Consider the following 18,234-nt stretch of genomic DNA (forward strand, 5'->3'; position numbering starts at 1 on the left):
TATAATTAATTTAAAGAAATTAAAATAGTAATAAGAATGAATTAATAGAGGTATGGTGATATAATGAAACCAATTATAAGGCATATTGCAATAGTAGCTGGGGTTTCTCCAGGAACTGTTTCTAATGCACTTAATGATAAAAAAGGTGTAAGTGAAGAGAAAAAACAACTAATTATTAAAGTTGCTAAAGATATGGGTTATATTAAAAATAGTTCTAAAAAAGATAAAACACAAAAAATAATAAAATTAATAGTTTATAAAAAGCATGGTTATATTGTTTCAGATACTCCGTTCTTTTCAACATTAATTGAAGGAATTGAATTACAATGTAAGGACCAAGGTTATGAACTTTTAATTTCACATATATTCCATGGAGATTATCTAGCTAAGGAGATTAATGATAATTTTAGAGTAAGCAATATATCGGGGATAATTATTCTTGCTACTGAAATGAAACCTGAAGATTTAATATTTTTAAAAAATTTAGATATACCAATAGTTGTTATTGATAATTATTTTAATAATTTAGATTTTGATTATGTAACCATAAATAATATTAGAGGCGCATATAAAGCAGTAACTTATTTAGCTGAAAATGGTCATAAAAACATAGGTCATCTTCAAAGTTCTATTCCTATAAATAATTTTCTTGAAAGAACTCAAGGTTATAAGAATGCATTAAAAGATTATGGATTAATTGAAAATACTAATTTTTCAATTAAACTTGAACCAACTCTCGAAGGTTCATATAAAGAAATGAAATGTATTCTACAAAATGATAACATAGAATTACCTACAGCTTTTTTTGCAGATAATGATATTATAGCTTTTGGAGCTATCAAAGCTTTAAAGGAAAATGGTATAAAACTACCAAAAGATATTTCAATAGTTGGATTTGATGATATGCCTTTTGGTAAAATAAGTAGCCCTAGATTAACTACTGTTAAAGTACATAAAAGCTATATAGGTAAAGTGGCAGTAAACAGGCTAATGGAGAAAATTAAAGAAACCGGCAACTTTAATGAAAAAATTGAGATAAATACTGAATTAGTAATTCGAAGTAGTGTAAGTAAATTTGAGAATAAAATGGATTAATTTTATATTGCTATCAAACCTATAATTGGGGTAATTTTAGTATTAATATAACTTAGAATTTAAAAAACTGTTTTAAAAATGAAACATAGGAGGGAAATTATGAAAAAACCTAAAATATATATTACAGAGTCTATTCCTAGAGAGGTAGAAAATTATTTATCAAGATTTTGTGATTACGATAAATGGGAAGGGGAACAAGATATTTCAAGAAGTGAACTGCTAGATAAGCTTCATGATAAAGAGGGTGCTTTGTTATCAGGTGTTTTGATTAATGATGAACTGTTAAGCCGTGCCCCCAAATTAAAAGTTGTTAGTAATATTTCAGTTGGATATAACAATTTTGATATTGGAGTTATGAGAGAGAGAAACATCATAGGTACGAACACTCCAGGCGTTTTAGATAATACTGTTGCAGATTTAATATTTGGTCTGATTTTATCGTGTGCAAGGAGAATCCCCGAATTAGACAGGTATGTAAAACAAGGTAAATGGAGTAAAGATGATAACAAAACACTTTTTGGAACAGATGTACACCATTCAACTTTAGGTATAATTGGAATGGGTAGAATTGGTGAAGCAGTAGCTAAAAGGGCAAGGCTTGGATTTGATATGGAAGTATGTTATTTCAACAGAAACAGGAAAAAAGATGTAGAAGAAAAACTAGGAGTTAACTATTGTGATTTTAAATCTCTTTTAGCTAAGTCTGATTTCATTGTTTTAATGATTCCACTGAGTGAAGAAACGCGCCATCTTATAGATTTCGATGAGTTTAAAATAATGAAAAATACTGCAATATTTATTAATGCATCTAGGGGGCAAACAGTTAATGAACTGGCTTTAATAAATGCACTTCAAAGTGGAGAAATTCGCGGTGCAGGTATGGATGTGTACGAAGAAGAACCCGTTAACCCCCAAAACCCGTTACTTAAAATACCTAACGTAGTTACAGTTCCACATATAGGATCAGCCACTATTAAGACTCGTTTCGATATGGCAATGTTAGCAGCGCAAAATCTTGTTAAAGCATTGCAAGGTGAAATACCACCAAATATAGTACGGGAATTGAAGAAATAAAAAATTAATTATGATTTTTTAACAGCCAATTTATAGTTTTTAATATAGATTGGCTGTTATATTTTTTTGCTAAGTGTTATCACTTTAGAAATATAATCATACAATGATATGTATGGTTATATTTCTAAGGCGTTTTCAGAAGATAAGTTTGTAAAAACTATAAGTAGATATCTATAAGAAGAGTTCTTTTTTAGAAAGGAGAAATTCAAATGCTTACAGGGATTATTGATTATTTATTAAAACATATTGATAAATACTATGAAGCAGTGGAGATACATATAACTATTAGTGTTACAGCAGTTTTGATAAGTATTATAATAGCGGTGCCACTGGGCATTTTGTGTGTCAGATTCACAAAAGCATCTCAACCGATAATGAACTTATTTAATTTTTTTAGGGTTATTCCAAGCCTTGCAATATTAGTACTAGTTATGCCGATACTTGGAACAGGATTCACTCCAGCACTACTGGCGCTTGTTATTTTAGCAGTACCGCCGATACTTATAAATACTTATTTAGGAATAAAAAACATTGATATTTCAGTTCTCGAGAGTGCAAAAGGAATGGGAATGGATAAAAGGAAAATGCTACTTAAAATCGAAGTTCCACTATCAATGCCATTAATAATTACAGGAGTTAGAACCTCTACAGTTGAAGTGATTGCAAGTGCTACTTTAGCTTCATATATAGGAGCTGGTGGGCTTGGGGATTTCATTTTTACTGGACTTAATATGAATGATTTTAGAATATTAATAATAGGGGGAGCATCAGTTGCTCTACTTTCTGTAGTAGCAGAATTGTTGTTATTTACGGTTCAGCAAAGTATCACAAAATATCAAAGAGAGTAAAAAATTATACTAGGAGAGTGAATAGTTATGAATAAAAGAATAAAGGGATTAGTTGTAGTTTTTCTATTAACCGTATTGATTTCAGTTCTAACTGGCTGTACTAAAAAAAGTATTGTATCTACTGATTCAGTTGCGAATCCAAAGACAGCCGAAGCTAAAAATAAACCTACAATAAAAGTTGGTTCTAAAGATTTTACAGAATCGTTGATTTTAGCGGAGGTTTATTCAATGGCTTTAGAAAAAGCAGGTTACAAGGTTGAAAGAAAATTTAATCTTAGTAGTGCAGTGGTTCATACAACCCTTATAAATGGAGATATTGATTTATACCCAGAGTATACCGGTACTGCACTAATTTCCATATTAAAGGAAGAACCAAAGTTTGATTCAAAACAAGTATATGATCTGGTTTCAGCCAAGTATAAAGAAAAATTCAAATTAATTTGGCTAGAACCTTCTTCTGCGAATGATGGACAGGGACTTGTAATTTCTAAAAAATCATCTGATTTATATAATATACACACTATAACTGATTTGCAAAAAAATGCAGGGAAAATAAGATTTGCATCTCAAGGTGAATTTAATGAAAGAGCAGATGGACTTCAATCACTAATAAAGACTTATGGGGAATTTAAATTCAAAAGCGAAAAGATCTATAATAATGGACTTAAATATGATGTACTTCACAATGATAAAGCAGATGTTGCTGTTGCATATACAACAGAAGGGCAATTAAGCAAAGATGAGTTTGTGGTACTTAAGGATGATAAATGTGCATGGCCACCATACAATATAGCCCCAGTTATAAATGAAGATCTTCTTGAAAAGAACCCTGACATAAGAGGAATTTTAAATAATGTTACAAGTAAAATTGATAATAAAACAATAATAAAATTGAATGCTGAAGTAGATATAGATAAAAGAGAATACACGAGTGTAGCTAAGGATTTTTTTGATGACGAATTTGTAAAATAAAAAATATATATGAAGGAAGGAGGTTTAGCTTTTGAAAAGGATAGCAATTGAATTTATAAAAGCAAGTAAAAAATTTCCCAGTTCGGAGCAATATGCTGTAACTAATGTAAGTGTAAGCATAGAAGAAGGTAGTTTTATAACAATACTCGGAACCTCAGGTTCGGGAAAAACTACGTTTCTGAAAATGATAAACAGAATTCACGAATTAAGCTCTGGGGAAATAATGTTCTTTGGAGAAAATATAAAAAAAATTCCAGCAGAAAAACATAGACAAAAGATTGGATATGTTATTCAACAAATAGGACTGTTTCCTCATATGACAGTAGAGGAGAATATTGCTACAGTTCCAAATATTTTAAAATGGAATAAGGAGGATATAGAGCAAAGAGTTGACAAGCTAATGGATCTAGTGAAAATTCCTTCTAAGGATTACAAAAAAAGATATCCAAGGCAATTATCAGGAGGTCAGCAGCAAAGGGTAGGGATAGCAAGAGCAATGGCTGCTGACCCTGAAGTAATGCTAATGGATGAGCCGTTTGGAGCATTAGACTCTATAACTAGATTAAATCTTCAGGATGAACTTTTAAAGATTCAAAAGAAACTTAATAAGACAATTATTTTTGTAACTCATGATGTAAATGAAGCTTTCAAATTAGGAGAGAAAGTAATTATTATGGATAAAGGTGTAATACAGCAGTTTGACACTCCTCGAAATATATTATTTCATCCAGCTAATGAATTTGTTACGCGGTTGGTTTCTTCAGAGAATATTATACAAAAGCTTAAGTTTGTACGAGCAAGTGCTGTAATGATTCCAATTGATGTGAAAATAAAAGAAGGTGACATAAAAGTTAATGAAAATGATAATTTAAAGCACTTATTAACATATTTTCTTCAGGAGGATATCGATTATTTAATTGTAGAAAAGGACAATCATGAAGTAGTTGGCAAAATTACACTTGAGCAATTAAAAATAAAGCAGGTGCAGATAAGGGGGTAGCATATGATAAAGTATTTATTTGGAAATTATGATAACATCTTACTTTTGATGCTACAGCACCTTGAAATTGTATCAATAAGTGTTTTAATATCTCTACTAATCGCAATTCCTGTTTCACTTTTAATTTTAAGGTCAAAAGTTTTATCTGTGGTTGTTATATCTCTTTTGGGTGTAATTTATTCTGTGCCAAGTCTAGCGTTCTTTGCATTATTAATACCTATATTAGGGATTGGAAGAGGAACAGCAATCTTCGTTTTGGTAATCTATAATCAGTATATTCTTGTTAGAAATATTTTTGTAGCATTTAAAGCAATAGACCCAGCAATTATTGAGGCAGGAAAGGGAATGGGTTTTAATTCGTCTCAGCTATTTATAAAAATACAATTGCCTTTAGCCCTTCCAATAATACTTGGAGGGGTAAGAATTGCTACAGTAACCACCATTTCAATAGCTACTATTGCTTCGGTAATAAACGCAGGTGGATTAGGGGTTATTTTGTTTGATGGACTTAGAATGAATTATCTGCCGAAAATACTATGGGGAACAATTATGTCAACAAGTTTGGCAATGGGTGCAAATCAAATATTATTGCATTTAGAAAAATCGGCTAGATTTATTGCTAATGGTCAGTATAAAGTTTAATATTTATATATTGAAATATCATATTTTCCAGAATTTATTGACAAATAATCGCGTTAAAACTATAATGACTATGATTGTTAATTTTATAACAAAAAAAGAATGGTGATTGTTTGTAAAACATATTTGGTTTTTAGATTTAGGAGGAGGATAAAAATGAGCACAACATTTGATTATAGTAATCTCGATAATATATTAAAAGATCATGAGTTTAAATCTAGTAATATTATTGCAATATTGCAAGATACCCAGGAGTGCTATAGGTATTTACCGAAGGAGGTATTCTCATATCTATCAGAGAAGCTCGGAATGAGTAGGGCGAAAATATATAGTGTGGCAACTTTTTATGAAAACTTTTCATTACAACCTAAAGGTAAGTTTATAATAAAAATATGTGATGGTACTGCTTGTCACGTTAGAAAATCTATTCCTATATTAGAAAAGTTAAGAAAACATTTAGAACTTTCGGAAACTAAAACTACAACAGATGATTTAACGTTTACTTTGGAAACGGTTTCTTGCCTAGGCGTCTGTGGACTTGCACCAGCTATGACTATTAATGATAAAGTACATGGTGCTATGACGCCAGAAAAAGCAATGGAGCTACTAAATACTCTTAAGGAGGAAAAATAATATGCTTCATAATAGAAACGATCTAATTAAAGCAAGAAATATATATAAAAATAGTTTTATAAAAGAAAAAAAGAAAATCATCATATGTGCTGGTACTGGTTGCATTGCAGGAGGATCCCTAGGTGTTTATGATGAATTAATAAGAATTATGAAAGCAAAAGGCATAAATTGTGAAGTAAGCCTTGAGAAAGAACCCCATGATGAAACTGTTGGAGTTAAAAAAAGCGGATGTCATGGATTTTGTGAAATGGGTCCACTAGTACGAATAGAACCATTTGGATATTTATACTTAAAAGTAAAGGTAGAGGATTGCGAAGAAATTGTGGACAAGACTATTGCTAAAGATGAATGTGTTGATAGACTTGTATATACTAAAAAAGGACAAATATTTAGGAAACAGGAAGAAATTTCTTTTTATAAAAAACAAACTAGGGTTGCACTTGAACATTGTGGACACATTGATGCAACCTCAATAGAAGAATATATTGCTATAGGGGGATATTCTGCACTCGAAAAAGTGATATTTGATATGAGTTCTGATGAGGTTATTAAGCAAATAACGGAGTCGAATTTAAGAGGTCGTGGAGGCGGTGGATTCCCTACTGGTAGTAAATGGAACCAGGTGCGACGTCAAAAGGAAGAGATAAAATATATTGTATGTAATGGTGATGAAGGTGACCCAGGAGCATTCATGGATAGGAGTGTAATGGAGGGAGACCCTCATAGAGTACTTGAAGGAATGATAATTGCTGCTGTCGCTTGTGGTGCACAAAAAGGCTTTTTATATGTTCGCGCAGAATATCCTCTTGCTGTAAATAGACTTTCCAATGCTATTAAACAAGCAAAAGAATATGGTATTTTAGGCGAAAATATTCTTGGGACAAGCTTTAGTTTTGATATTCAAATTAATAAAGGTGCTGGTGCATTTGTCTGTGGAGAGGGTAGCGCGTTAACAGCCTCCATCGAAGGAAAAAGAGGTATGCCAAGAGTAAAACCTCCAAGAACTGTTGAACAAGGACTTTTTGGTAAGCCAACAGTACTTAATAATGTTGAAACTTTTGCTAATGTGCCAGTAATAATTAATAAAGGCGTAGAATGGTTTAAGTCAATTGGAACTAAAAATAGCCCTGGTACAAAAGCGTTTGCTTTAACAGGAAATATTGAAAATACAGGACTTATTGAGGTACCAATGGGTACAACCTTAAGACAAATAATATTTGATATTGGTGGAGGGATAAAAAACGGCAAAAAGTTTAAGGCTGTTCAGATAGGTGGTCCATCTGGTGGATGTCTTACAACAGAAGATCTTGATTTGCCACTAGATTTCGATTCACTTAAAAATGCAGGTGCGATGATAGGTTCTGGTGGTCTTGTAGTTATGGACGAGGATACCTGTATGGTTGAGATTGCAAGATTCTTTATGAACTTTACAAGAAATGAGTCTTGTGGTAAATGTGTTCCTTGTCGTGAAGGTACTAAGAGAATGCTTGAAATTCTTGAAGGGATAGTTGCAGGAAAAGGTAAGCTAGGCGACATAGATATGTTATTAGAACTTGCAGATACAATATCTTCAACATCACTATGTGGGCTGGGCAAGTCAGCACCATTACCAGTTGTCAGCACTATTAAGAATTTCCGAGATGAGTATGAAGCACATATTGTTGATAAAAAATGTCCATCTAAAACATGTCAGAAGCTTAAGACAATATTTATTGATCCAAAAATGTGCAAGGGATGCTCAAAGTGTTCAAAAATTTGCCCAGTTGGAGCAATCACAGGTAAAATTAAAGAGCCATTTTCAATTGATAATGATAAGTGCATAAGATGTGGTAGTTGTATAGATGCCTGTGCATTTAAAGCTATAAAGGAGGACTAATAGAATGAATAGACAGTTTATGACTATAGACGATATTCCTGTTGAAATAAAGGATGAGAAAAATATTCTTGAATTAGTTAGAAAAATGGGTATTGAATTGCCTACATTATGCTTTTATTCGGAACTTTCAGTTTATGGCGCTTGTCGTATGTGTATGGTAGAAAATAAACGTGGAGGCATTGAAGCTGCATGCTCTACTCCTCCTAAAGCGGGTATGGATATATATACAAATACTCCGAGGCTTAGAAAGTATAGAAAAAATATTCTTGAGTTATTACTTGCAAATCACTGCAGAGATTGTACAAGTTGTGTGAAAAATACTCGTTGTAAGTTGCAAGAGCTAGCAAAACGTTTTGGAATAAAGAAGGTAAGATTTGAAAATACTGCAAAAACAGAGGAAATAGACGATTCATCCGTATGTATTGTAAGAAATCCAAGCAAATGTATTTTATGCGGTGATTGTGTACGAGTATGTGCTGAAGTACAAAACGTTGGGGCAATTGATTTTGTTGGCAGAGGGTCTAAAATGACGGTGTCAACTGCTTTTAATGAACCTATTGGAGACTCTAATTGCGTTGGTTGTGGTCAGTGCGCGGCAGTATGCCCAACTGGTGCTATTGTAGTAAAGAGTACTGTAGATGAACTTTGGAAAGATCTTAGTGATAAGAGTACTTTGGTTGTAGTTCAAATTGCACCTGCAGTAAGAGTAGCAATAAACAAGGAATTAGGACAAGATGATGGTGAAAATTCAATGGGCAAAATAGTAACAGCCCTAAGGAGAATGGGATTTGATAAGGTATTTGATACCTCAGTCGGGGCGGATCTTACGGTTATAGAGGAAACAAATGAATTTATTTCAAAACTTAAGGATAAGGAAAAATTACCTCTATTTTCATCTTGTTGTCCTGCCTGGGTGAAGTACGTTGAAAATACTTATCCGGAGATGATGGAGAATGTTTCTACTTGCAGATCTCCTATGGAAATGTTTGCTTCTGTTTTAAAGGAACATTACAAAGATGATGATAAAAAACTTGTGAGCGTAGCGATAATGCCTTGTTCAGCAAAAAAGTTCGAAGCTGATAGGGAGGAACTAAAAAAGGATGGCGTTCCTAACGTTGATTATGTAGTAACAACGCAAGAACTTATTAATATGATAAAAGAATCGGGAATTGCGTTTTCAGAATTAGAACCTGAGGCACTAGATATGCCATTTGAAATTAGTAGTGGAGCTGGAGTTATATTTGGAGTAACTGGTGGCGTTACTGAAGCTGTTATACGTAAAGTTTTAAGTGATAAGCCCATTGCAATATTACGCGCTCTGGCTTTTGATGGTGTTAGGGGCATGGACGGCACTAAAGAAGCCAGTATTAAGGTAGATGATCGCGTTATAAAATTTGCTATAGTAAGTGGTCTCAAGAATGCAGATAATATTATAAAAAAGATAAAATCTGGTGAAGTCCATTATGATTTTGTAGAAGTTATGGCTTGCCCCGGCGGATGCGTTAGTGGAGCAGGTCAACCGTTTGCAAAAGTTGAAGGGAAATCTAAACGAGGCATTGGACTATATAAGGCGGATAAAATGAATAGCGTAAATCGTACAGATGATAATCCATTGATGGATTCATTATATTCAGGGATTTTAAAGGACCGGGTTCATGAGTTATTACATGTACACTACAATAAGCAACAAGATCATAATTAATATAAAAAATGAGATTAAACCTATCCATACATGGATGGGTTTTTTTTAGCTGAATGATATAATTATGCATTGTGAATTAAATAGTATAGGATAACAAAATCAATCGAATAATAAATCATACTTTAAAATTTGCCTATAACATAAGGAGATGGAATTATGAAAAAAATATTTTTGCGTATTTCAATTATAACTATAGTCACATTGAGTATTTTAAGTGGTTTATCTGGAAGCAGCATTGGATTTGGTGCAACTGTTAATGTTATTAAGACGAATGAACAATCAGGGATAAAAAAATATGATGATTGCTTAAAATTACTAAAGGCTGGTAATGAGAGGTTTCAGAGTGATAAGATTCTGCAAGTTGATTTAAGTAGTTCAAAACGTAAATCTTTAGTAAATGGTCAGAATCCTTGTGCAGTAATTATTACTTGTTCTGATTCTCGTGTGCCGCCGGAACTTATTTTTAATCAGGGTCTTGGTGATTTGTTTGTTATTCGAGTAGCGGGAAATGTAATTGATAAAATCGAATTGGGAAGTGTGGAATATGCAGTGGCGCATTTAAAAACACCTCTTATAGTTGTAATGGGGCATGAAAATTGTGGGGCTGTTGAAGCAGCAGTAAAAGAAAATGGGGAAAAAGTACATGGAAATATTGGAGCTATAATAAATAAGATAGAACCTTCAGTTCAAAAAGCTAAATCAAAGAATTTGTTTGGTAAAGAGTTAATTGAAGAAGCTACCAATGAAAATATTATTAATTCAAGTGATGAGTTAAAAAAATCTAAGATTATTAAAGAAGAAATAAAAAAGGGTAATGTAAAAATAGTAGAAGCTAAATATATGCTAAAATCAGGTAAGGTTATTTGGTTTAACAATTAATATAAAGTTGTAGTACTTAATGAGTGATTAGGTATTGCAATTTTTTTTATTTGTTTTCAAACAATACTTTATATAAAAGTGGAAACAGTTGTTTTGAATCAACCATATTAATACAATAAATAAAGGTATATGTCTTTAAATGTAGAATTAATAATAAATGTTTTGGAATATAAAAAACCTATGTAAATATCTATTAATATTAAAAAATTAAATGAAGGGAATGGTAAAGTTGAGGTATTTTGATACCTATAGAGGATTGCCAAAAAGTATTTATATTGTATTTTTAGCACAAGTTACCAATCGGTTTGGTGATTTTGTATTGCCGTTTTTAACTTTGTTTTTAGTTAAGAAAATGGGACTTACTTATGAGAGTGCTGGATTTGCAGTAATGCTTACTGCCTTATCATCAATTCCAGGTTCTTTTGCTGGAGGGCAAATTGCAGATCATCTTGGACGAGTAAAAACTTATGCTGTCTTTCAATTGACCGCAGGAATTTTTTTGTTTTTTTGCGTATTTTTTAATAATCCACAAATTATTATAACACTTGTTTGTATATCATCATTTTTTAATGGGGGAGTTCGTCCAATTATGACTGCAATTATAACAGACGTATTGCCAGCTGAGAAAAGACAAATTGGGTTTTCAATATCATATTTAGGAGTAAATTTAGGAGCAGCATTAGGACCACTTATAGCGGGGTTCTTATTTAGTAACTATATACCTCTCATATTCATAGGTGATGCAATTACTTCACTCATAGCTGTGATTCTAGTATTATTAAATATAAATGAGAGTTTACCAGAGTATAGTAATAACGATTCTATTAAAGATGAAGAAAAAAGTGAAGTGGGTAACGTTTTTACAGTTTTATTTAAACGACCTAAAATTCTTGTTTTTCTTATCATTAATATTTTTCTGAGCTTTACATATACACAAAATATTTTTTCATTACCAATAATGCTTGACCATGTTTTTGGAAGTAGTGGCGCAAGAAACTATGGAATTATTATAAGTTTTAATGCTATAACAGTTCTTGTTATGACTATTTTTGTGACTAATAAAATAAGAAATTGGCATCCATTGAGTGCTATAGCAATGTCAGGAATCTTGTATGCTATTGGGTTCGGAATGATTACATTTATCCATTCAATGTCTTTCTATATTCTATCAACGCTTATTTGGACGATTGGTGAAATTATGGTTGTTACAAATTTTGGGGTATATATAGCAAACAACACTCCACAAAATTTTAGAGCAAGATTTAATGCAGTTACATCATTAAGCTTTGCAATAGGAGCTGCACTTGGGACTTCACTTATGGGTAAATACATGGATATTTTAGGAGTTCAAGCTGTTTGGCCACTAGTTTTCTTTTTAGGAATATTTGGGGCGGCAGGAATGTACATTCTCAAAATTAAGAGTGAAAAAAATATAGGTGTCGGAGTGTCAAATACGAAGGTTCGTGATGATGTCTAGTAGCCAGTTTATAGTTTTTAATATAAATTGACTACTGTGATTTTTATAAAGAATATTATTTAGTTGGATTTAAAACAACAAGGCTATTTCCCATTTTGGGGTTTTCCCAATTAAACACTAAACACGAATCTAATTTGGGGTCAAACATATTAACAGCCTCATCCTTTAGGAACATTTTAAGATTAAATGCTGCATATATAAAAGCAGCCTTTTTTTTATTAACACTTGTGTATTTTCTCATATTAATTAAGCCAGAAGCTGTGCCTGCTAAATGAAATGAAGGATCATATAAGCTGTTACGACTATCAGAGACAATTAACTTTACGTTTTCACGAAGCTTGGATACAAGTTGTCTTAAAAGGCTCATTCCGCGTCCTTGAGGAAGGTCTACGTCAGTTATTCCAAAACTTAAACTTTCACATACCTTACTCCATAATTCTCTATCTGCTTCTTTATCAATTTCTAAACAATCTCCAAGTGTAATGGACTCAAGGTACCGAAGATCGTGGAAAACATTACAATTTTCTATAAGATCACAAAAATCAATTATAACAGGCTTATCTTGAGTTATTATAATATTATCACCTTGAAAATCTCCGTGCGCAAATGCAGTAAGACACATAACAGTTAATCCATTCCAAATATTTTCATTATTAAAATAATAATATGGGTTTGGAAGTAAAACATCCGTTCCATCTAAAGATATCCATTTTATATTTTTGTCTACACCTATTGATTCAAAAGCTTGTACATATTTAATATCCATATATCTATATGCAAGTTCATTTTTAACTATATCCATTGGACACATATATTTTTTAATATGTTCTTTGTTCCAAGTAAATAAAAATTTAGTTATTGTTGAAATTATAGTATCTTTAAGTTCATCTTCATTTAATATCTTGTCCAAAAACGTTTCACTATTGTAGATGTCATCACCAGCTAAATCATACAAGTTTACATATAATGTAGCTTTTGCTTTATCTAAAATTTTATAACTAGATATAAGTTTAGCAATATATTTTTGCATATTGTTTCCTGAGGCCAGTCCATAGGCCTTTTGAAACACTTTACCTTCATTATTTTTAGTTACTTTTAAAATACCTACCTTGTTTGCAGTACCGTATTCAACCATATATACTCCGGCTTCAGACCTTCCGCTTTTAAAGGTTTTCAATACTTGGAAAGGAGCAATTTTATCTTTAGTATCGCAACCTATCTTATTGATTTGATTTATCACATCTACAATTTTCATATATTATATTTAGTATGCCTGAGTACCAAAAGTACCAAACTCACTAAATTAATCACTTCCTTTTTATCTATACTTTTTTTAATAGTCTTAATTAAATATATTATATTATAACCACTAAGAATACACAAACGATTCAGAGAAATTAATATCTTGTTATCTTACAAAATCATAAGATAACTTTTTTATTTGTAAGCTAGGTGACATGGAGTGTGGGCTATGTGAGATGTATAATATGGTTATAGTGATAAGAAAAGTGGAGATATAAATGGAAATTTTAAAGGTTGGGAACCAATAATAGGTTATAATGTAAAGAAGTTATTTATTTTAAATATAATATATTTAACAGATAGAGGGGTATTAATGTGAAAAAAACAATAAAAGCAGCATTTCCAGTTACAATTCCAGTTATGCTTGGATACATATCGGTTGGAATAGCCTTTGGATTACTATTTGAAAGAGCCGGGTATAATTTCTTGTGGGCGATTTTTATGAGCATTTTTGTATATGCAGGGTCTATGCAGTTTATAGCGATTAACTTATTAACAAGTGGGGTAGGGTTATTTGAAATAGCATTAATGACTTTGTTTGTTAATATAAGACATGTTTTCTATGGACTATCATTTATAGATGAATTTAAAGGTATGGAAAAGAAAAAAATGTATATGATTTTCTCCCTTACTGATGAGACCTATTCACTATTATGTTCTTCAAAAACACCAGTGGGTGTTGAACGTAATTCGTTTTTATTTTGTATAACATTGTTAAATCAAATTTATTGGGTAATTGGTACACTTATTGGATCTATTGCAGGATCGCTAATTACATTTAATACAAAGGGGATTGATTTTGCAATGACAGCACTATTTGTGGTTATTTTTATAGAACAGTGGGATACTTATAAAAATCATATTCCAGTACTAATTGGTGTTACTGCAACTATTTTATCACTTTTAATATTTGGAGCTAATAATTTAATTTTACCCTCTATGATATTGATAACAGTAGCTTTGGTTTTATTTCAAAAACAAATAGCTAGAAAAACTCATAAAATAAATAAGGCTGGTATTAAAAATGAATGTTAACACTAATTACACTCTAATTGCAATATTAGTTATGGCAGTTGTTACCTTTGGTACAAGGGTAGCACCTTTCGTTTTGTTTGGGAAAAATAAGCCTACGCCAAAATATATAGTATATTTGGGAAACTATTTACCTCCTGCAGTTATGGCTATGCTTATAATTTATTGCTTAAGGAATGTTGTTTTATCCAGATTCCCTTTTGGAATTCCTGAGGTGATTGGAGTTGCCACAGTAGCAATATTGCATATATGGAAGCGTAATAATTTGGCCAGTATAATAGGTGGAACAGTTGTATATATGATTGCAATTCAATTGATATTTGTATAATCACATTAAATTTATTTTTTTAAAAAATTGACATTCCTGATGTTCTAGTGTACTATTTATATAAGGAACTAGAACGTTGATGCACTTTCTGAATGGAGATGAAATAATGGATATAGAATTTAATGACAAAATGCCTATATATCTACAAATAATAGACCTTATAAAAATGGATATTGTTACAGGAAAGCTAAAATCAAAGGATAAATTGCCATCAATGCGAGAAATGGCAATGAATCTGAATGTAAATCCAAATACTCTTCAACGATCCTATCAAGAGCTTGAACGACTTGGAATTGTTTATACACAAAGAGGTACCGGAACATTTGTCGGGGAAGGAAAAGATTTGGTAGATGATTTAAAAAGGGAAATGGCAAAGGAAGTTATAGAGTCATTTATATTTAGAATGAAAAGTTTAGGATTTACTAATAACGAAATAATTAAATATGTTTCTAAGGAAACTATGGAGGTAAAACAAAATGGATAATATACTAGAATCAAAGAAAATATGTAAATCATATTTAAATAAAAAAGCCCTACGTGGGGTAGATCTAAATATAATTTCAGGAAAAATTGTAGGACTTCTTGGACCTAATGGCAGTGGAAAAACTACTTTTTTAAAAATAGCAGCGGGTATATTGCACCAATCCAGTGGAGAAATACTAATAGATGGTCAAATACCTGGTGTTTATACAAAGTCTATAGTTTCATATTTGCCTGATAATGAGTATCTGCTAAAGTGGATGAAAATAAAGGATGCAGTGAGGTATTTCAAAGATTTTTATTCCGATTTTGATGAAATAAAGGCAAAAGAACTACTTGTCTTTATGAACCTTGATGAAAATAGCTCTGTGAAAAGCCTATCAAAAGGAATGAAGGAAAAATTAAAGCTTACATTGGTACTCTCAAGAAAAGCAAAGCTTTATATACTTGATGAACCACTTGGTGGCGTAGATCCTACTGCCAGGGAAAAAATATTAAATGCTATAGTTAACAACTTTAGCGCAGAAAGTTCTATGATAATTACGACTCATCTTGTAAATGATATTGAACGAATTTTTGATGAAGTAGCATTTATTTCAGATGGAGAAATAGTACTTAAGGGTAATGCGGAAGAATTGCGAATGGACAGGAAAATGTCAATTGATGAATTGTATAGGGAGGTGTTTAAGTAATGTTTAATCTTATAAAATATGAATTGAGAGCAACTTTTTTGACTATAGTCGGTATTTGCACAACGGTTATAATTGCTAACCTATTACTTATGACAAAGAAAGGTTCTTGGGATAGTAATACAGTGATCGGATTATCTGGGTGCTTAATTATCGGTGCTATAATAGTAATATTTATATCTTCATTAAAAATCATGAGCAAGTATTTACATGATGACTCAGGTTATCTATTATTTACACTTCCACAATCAGGAAAATCAATATTAACATCAAGGCTTATAACCTCATTAATTCAGATATCCATTGTTGTCGTTGTATCTTTTTTAATGTCTTATTTGACTATAACTGACGAAGTATCAATTAGCGGTTTTTTAAAAAATATTAAGTTCAATTTAGCCATATATTATTTAATTAGTTATATATGGATGATTGTTTCTTCTTTAACCATTATATACTTTTGCATGATTATGGGGAAGGTAGCCTTAAAAGGCAAAAAAATAGGCAAAGTAGGTACTTTCATAATTTTCATAATTTTATCAATGTTAATAAGTTGGTTGTCATTTAAACTTATAACATTGTTACCTCAAACATTAAATTTGAGTGATTTTTCAATAAATACAAATTATAATGCATTAGATACGGCTTTATCCACTTCAAGTGGAGCCTTTAATATTAATATTGCTCAAACTTTATTTAATATTATAATTTTTGTTGGATTATTTTTAAGTTCTTCTTTTCTAATAGATAGGAAATTAGATTTGTAATAAATTTTTAAAGATTTAAAATATGATGATAATGAGCCAAATTTTTTGGCTCATTATCATGTTTAACTAGTAAAGGATATAAAAAAGAAATTTTTAAATTTAGTGGGCAAAGAGGAGAGCTATAAAATGAATTATTTTGAAGAAAGTTTAAAACTACATGAAAAACATTTAGGTAAAATTGAGGTAATATCAAAGATTAAAATAGAAACAAAAGACGATTTGGCACTTGCATATACACCTGGTGTTGCAGAGCCTTGTAGGAAAATTCATGAAAATGAAGAAAATGTGTACAAGTATACTGCTAAAGGAAATATGGTTGCAGTGGTTACAGATGGCACTGCTATTTTAGGTCTTGGAGATATAGGACCAAAAGCAGGACTTCCAGTTATGGAAGGTAAGGCTATATTGTTTAAAGAATTTGCTAATGTAGATGCCTTTCCAATTTGCTTAGACACAAAAGATGTAGATGAAATCGTTCGAACGGTGCAACTTATTTCCCCAGGTTTTGGTGGAATAAATTTAGAAGATATTAGTGCTCCAAGATGTTTTGAGATAGAAGAAAAGCTTAAAAAATTATTAGATATACCAGTTTTCCACGATGATCAACATGGGACAGCTATTGTAGTTCTAGCAGGACTCATTAACGCCATTAAGGTAGTCGGAAAAAAACTTGAGGATTTAAAAGTTGTTATAAATGGTTCTGGTTCGGCAGGAACAGCAATATCAAAGCTTTTGCTTTCTTCAGGAGTAAAAAATTTAATTGCCTGTGATAAGGTAGGAATACTTTACAGAGGAATGGAAAAAGTCGATGATGCAAAAACAGCCCTTGCAGAAATTACTAATCCAGACAATATAAAAGGAAGCTTAAAAGATGCATTCGTAGGTGCTGATGTATTTATAGGAGTTTCCGCTCCAGGAATAGTAACACCTGAGATGATTAAAACTATGAATAAAGATTCTATAGTATTTGCAATGGCAAACCCAGTTCCAGAAATTATGCCGGAGATTGCTAAAAAAGCAGGTGCAAAGGTCGTTGGCTCAGGACGTTCAGATTTTCCGAATCAAGTGAATAATGTGCTTGTATTTCCTGGATTATTCAGAGGTGCCTTAGATGTGAGAGCAAAAGAAATAAATGAAGAAATGAAGCTTGCAGCAGCATATGCTATTGCAAATTACATAAAAGATGAAGATTTAAACGAAAATAACGTAATTCCAAGTGCCTTAGACAGAGGGGTAGCAAAAAAAGTAGCAGAGGCAATTGCAAAAACCGCAAAAGAGACAGGTGTAGCAAGAATATAAATGGAAAGGGGCTGTCTCAAAATGATTAAAAAATCATTTTAAGAGATAGCCTTTTTTTTCTTATTTATTTTAGGGCGAACACTAAAAAATCACCTCTTTGAGGGATGATTTTTAATGTTTTTATATTTTTTACACCACAAAAAGA

Annotated in this window: 18 protein-coding genes; 17 read left to right on the forward strand and 1 reads right to left on the reverse strand. The window is 31.6% G+C overall.

Annotated features, from left to right (window positions below):
* Nucleotides 1-63: 63 nt before the first annotated feature.
* The 11 genes from VIM70_RS11345 (at nucleotide 64) to VIM70_RS11395 (ending at nucleotide 12,195) form a co-directional block, all read left to right on the forward strand.
* Complete coding sequence (locus tag VIM70_RS11345) at nucleotides 64-1,095, forward strand: LacI family DNA-binding transcriptional regulator (RefSeq protein ID WP_331945871.1); 1,032 nt, start codon at nucleotides 64-66, stop codon at nucleotides 1,093-1,095.
* 99 nt (nucleotides 1,096-1,194) lie between these two features.
* On the forward strand, nucleotides 1,195-2,169 hold the full coding sequence (locus tag VIM70_RS11350; RefSeq protein ID WP_331945872.1) for a D-glycerate dehydrogenase: 975 nt from the start codon (nucleotides 1,195-1,197) through the stop codon (nucleotides 2,167-2,169).
* A gap of 209 nt (nucleotides 2,170-2,378) precedes the next feature.
* Entirely contained in the window at nucleotides 2,379-3,017 is a 639-nt protein-coding gene (locus tag VIM70_RS11355) for an ABC transporter permease (protein WP_331945873.1), read from the forward strand.
* Between the two features lie 27 nt (nucleotides 3,018-3,044).
* Complete coding sequence (locus VIM70_RS11360; protein WP_331945874.1) at nucleotides 3,045-3,989, forward strand: glycine betaine ABC transporter substrate-binding protein; 945 nt, start codon at nucleotides 3,045-3,047, stop codon at nucleotides 3,987-3,989.
* Nucleotides 3,990-4,020: 31 nt separating this feature from the next.
* Entirely contained in the window at nucleotides 4,021-4,989 is a 969-nt protein-coding gene (locus VIM70_RS11365; RefSeq protein WP_331945875.1) for an ABC transporter ATP-binding protein, read from the forward strand.
* Nucleotides 4,990-4,992: 3 nt separating this feature from the next.
* Complete coding sequence (locus VIM70_RS11370) at nucleotides 4,993-5,631, forward strand: ABC transporter permease (protein ID WP_331945876.1); 639 nt, start codon at nucleotides 4,993-4,995, stop codon at nucleotides 5,629-5,631.
* Between the two features lie 153 nt (nucleotides 5,632-5,784).
* Nucleotides 5,785-6,261: an NAD(P)H-dependent oxidoreductase subunit E gene (locus tag VIM70_RS11375; protein WP_331945877.1), complete on the forward strand. Its 477-nt coding sequence runs from the start codon at nucleotides 5,785-5,787 to the stop codon at nucleotides 6,259-6,261.
* Between the two features lies 1 nt (nucleotide 6,262).
* On the forward strand, nucleotides 6,263-8,137 hold the full coding sequence (gene nuoF / locus VIM70_RS11380; protein ID WP_331945878.1) for an NADH-quinone oxidoreductase subunit NuoF: 1,875 nt from the start codon (nucleotides 6,263-6,265) through the stop codon (nucleotides 8,135-8,137).
* A 4-nt stretch (nucleotides 8,138-8,141) separates the two neighbouring features.
* Nucleotides 8,142-9,839 (forward strand): [FeFe] hydrogenase, group A, encoded by a 1,698-nt coding sequence (locus VIM70_RS11385; protein WP_331945879.1) that lies wholly within the window; start codon nucleotides 8,142-8,144, stop codon nucleotides 9,837-9,839.
* Nucleotides 9,840-9,995: 156 nt separating this feature from the next.
* A complete protein-coding gene (locus VIM70_RS11390; RefSeq protein ID WP_331945880.1) occupies nucleotides 9,996-10,718 on the forward strand; it encodes a carbonic anhydrase in 723 nt (240 codons plus the stop codon).
* Nucleotides 10,719-10,947: 229 nt separating this feature from the next.
* The gene (locus VIM70_RS11395; protein ID WP_331945881.1) at nucleotides 10,948-12,195 is read left to right on the forward strand and encodes an MFS transporter; all 1,248 of its coding nucleotides are present in this window, start codon (nucleotides 10,948-10,950) and stop codon (nucleotides 12,193-12,195) included.
* A 55-nt stretch (nucleotides 12,196-12,250) separates the two neighbouring features.
* On the opposite strand, the gene VIM70_RS11400 is transcribed toward VIM70_RS11395, so the two are convergent.
* Nucleotides 12,251-13,450, reverse strand: a complete 1,200-nt coding sequence (locus tag VIM70_RS11400; protein ID WP_331945882.1) for a hypothetical protein — start codon at nucleotides 13,448-13,450, stop codon at nucleotides 12,251-12,253.
* Nucleotides 13,451-13,812: 362 nt separating this feature from the next.
* Between VIM70_RS11400 and VIM70_RS11405 the strand changes: the two genes are divergently transcribed.
* The 6 genes from VIM70_RS11405 to VIM70_RS11430 all read left to right on the forward strand — a co-directional run bounded on the left by VIM70_RS11405 (nucleotide 13,813) and on the right by VIM70_RS11430 (nucleotide 18,089).
* Nucleotides 13,813-14,532, forward strand: coding sequence for an AzlC family ABC transporter permease (locus VIM70_RS11405; protein ID WP_331945883.1), 720 nt, complete (start codon nucleotides 13,813-13,815; stop codon nucleotides 14,530-14,532).
* The gene (locus VIM70_RS11410; protein ID WP_331945884.1) at nucleotides 14,522-14,857 is read left to right on the forward strand and encodes a branched-chain amino acid transporter permease; all 336 of its coding nucleotides are present in this window, start codon (nucleotides 14,522-14,524) and stop codon (nucleotides 14,855-14,857) included. The genes VIM70_RS11405 and VIM70_RS11410 overlap by 11 nt, the downstream gene beginning before the upstream one ends.
* Nucleotides 14,858-14,963: 106 nt before the next feature.
* The gene (locus tag VIM70_RS11415) at nucleotides 14,964-15,341 is read left to right on the forward strand and encodes a GntR family transcriptional regulator (protein ID WP_331945885.1); all 378 of its coding nucleotides are present in this window, start codon (nucleotides 14,964-14,966) and stop codon (nucleotides 15,339-15,341) included.
* The gene (locus VIM70_RS11420) at nucleotides 15,334-16,029 is read left to right on the forward strand and encodes an ABC transporter ATP-binding protein (protein ID WP_331945886.1); all 696 of its coding nucleotides are present in this window, start codon (nucleotides 15,334-15,336) and stop codon (nucleotides 16,027-16,029) included. Before VIM70_RS11415 ends, VIM70_RS11420 begins: the two co-directional genes overlap by 8 nt.
* A complete protein-coding gene (locus VIM70_RS11425; RefSeq protein ID WP_331945887.1) occupies nucleotides 16,029-16,790 on the forward strand; it encodes a hypothetical protein in 762 nt (253 codons plus the stop codon). Before VIM70_RS11420 ends, VIM70_RS11425 begins: the two co-directional genes overlap by 1 nt.
* Nucleotides 16,791-16,916: 126 nt before the next feature.
* Complete coding sequence (locus tag VIM70_RS11430) at nucleotides 16,917-18,089, forward strand: NADP-dependent malic enzyme (protein ID WP_331945888.1); 1,173 nt, start codon at nucleotides 16,917-16,919, stop codon at nucleotides 18,087-18,089.
* Nucleotides 18,090-18,234 lie beyond the last annotated feature (145 nt).

The organism is Clostridium sp. (assembly GCF_036569345.1).
In the GTDB taxonomy this organism is placed as follows: domain Bacteria; phylum Bacillota; class Clostridia; order Clostridiales; family Clostridiaceae; genus Clostridium_AD.

Excerpts from the sequence above, each read along its gene's own strand:
- VIM70_RS11345 (WP_331945871.1), top strand. The coding sequence starts at position 64 with ATGAAACCAATTATAAGGCATATTGCAATAGTAGCTGGGGTTTCTCCA.
- VIM70_RS11350 (WP_331945872.1), top strand. The coding sequence starts at position 1,195 with ATGAAAAAACCTAAAATATATATTACAGAGTCTATTCCTAGAGAGGTA.
- VIM70_RS11355 (WP_331945873.1), top strand. The coding sequence starts at position 2,379 with ATGCTTACAGGGATTATTGATTATTTATTAAAACATATTGATAAATAC.
- VIM70_RS11360 (WP_331945874.1), top strand. The coding sequence starts at position 3,045 with ATGAATAAAAGAATAAAGGGATTAGTTGTAGTTTTTCTATTAACCGTA.
- VIM70_RS11370 (WP_331945876.1), top strand. The coding sequence starts at position 4,993 with ATGATAAAGTATTTATTTGGAAATTATGATAACATCTTACTTTTGATG.
- VIM70_RS11375 (WP_331945877.1), top strand. The coding sequence starts at position 5,785 with ATGAGCACAACATTTGATTATAGTAATCTCGATAATATATTAAAAGAT.
- nuoF (WP_331945878.1), top strand. The coding sequence starts at position 6,263 with ATGCTTCATAATAGAAACGATCTAATTAAAGCAAGAAATATATATAAA.
- VIM70_RS11385 (WP_331945879.1), top strand. The coding sequence starts at position 8,142 with ATGAATAGACAGTTTATGACTATAGACGATATTCCTGTTGAAATAAAG.
- VIM70_RS11390 (WP_331945880.1), top strand. The coding sequence starts at position 9,996 with ATGAAAAAAATATTTTTGCGTATTTCAATTATAACTATAGTCACATTG.
- VIM70_RS11400 (WP_331945882.1), bottom strand. The coding sequence starts at position 13,450 with ATGAAAATTGTAGATGTGATAAATCAAATCAATAAGATAGGTTGCGAT.
- VIM70_RS11410 (WP_331945884.1), top strand. The coding sequence starts at position 14,522 with ATGAATGTTAACACTAATTACACTCTAATTGCAATATTAGTTATGGCA.
- VIM70_RS11415 (WP_331945885.1), top strand. The coding sequence starts at position 14,964 with ATGGATATAGAATTTAATGACAAAATGCCTATATATCTACAAATAATA.
- VIM70_RS11420 (WP_331945886.1), top strand. The coding sequence starts at position 15,334 with ATGGATAATATACTAGAATCAAAGAAAATATGTAAATCATATTTAAAT.
- VIM70_RS11425 (WP_331945887.1), top strand. The coding sequence starts at position 16,029 with ATGTTTAATCTTATAAAATATGAATTGAGAGCAACTTTTTTGACTATA.
- VIM70_RS11430 (WP_331945888.1), top strand. The coding sequence starts at position 16,917 with ATGAATTATTTTGAAGAAAGTTTAAAACTACATGAAAAACATTTAGGT.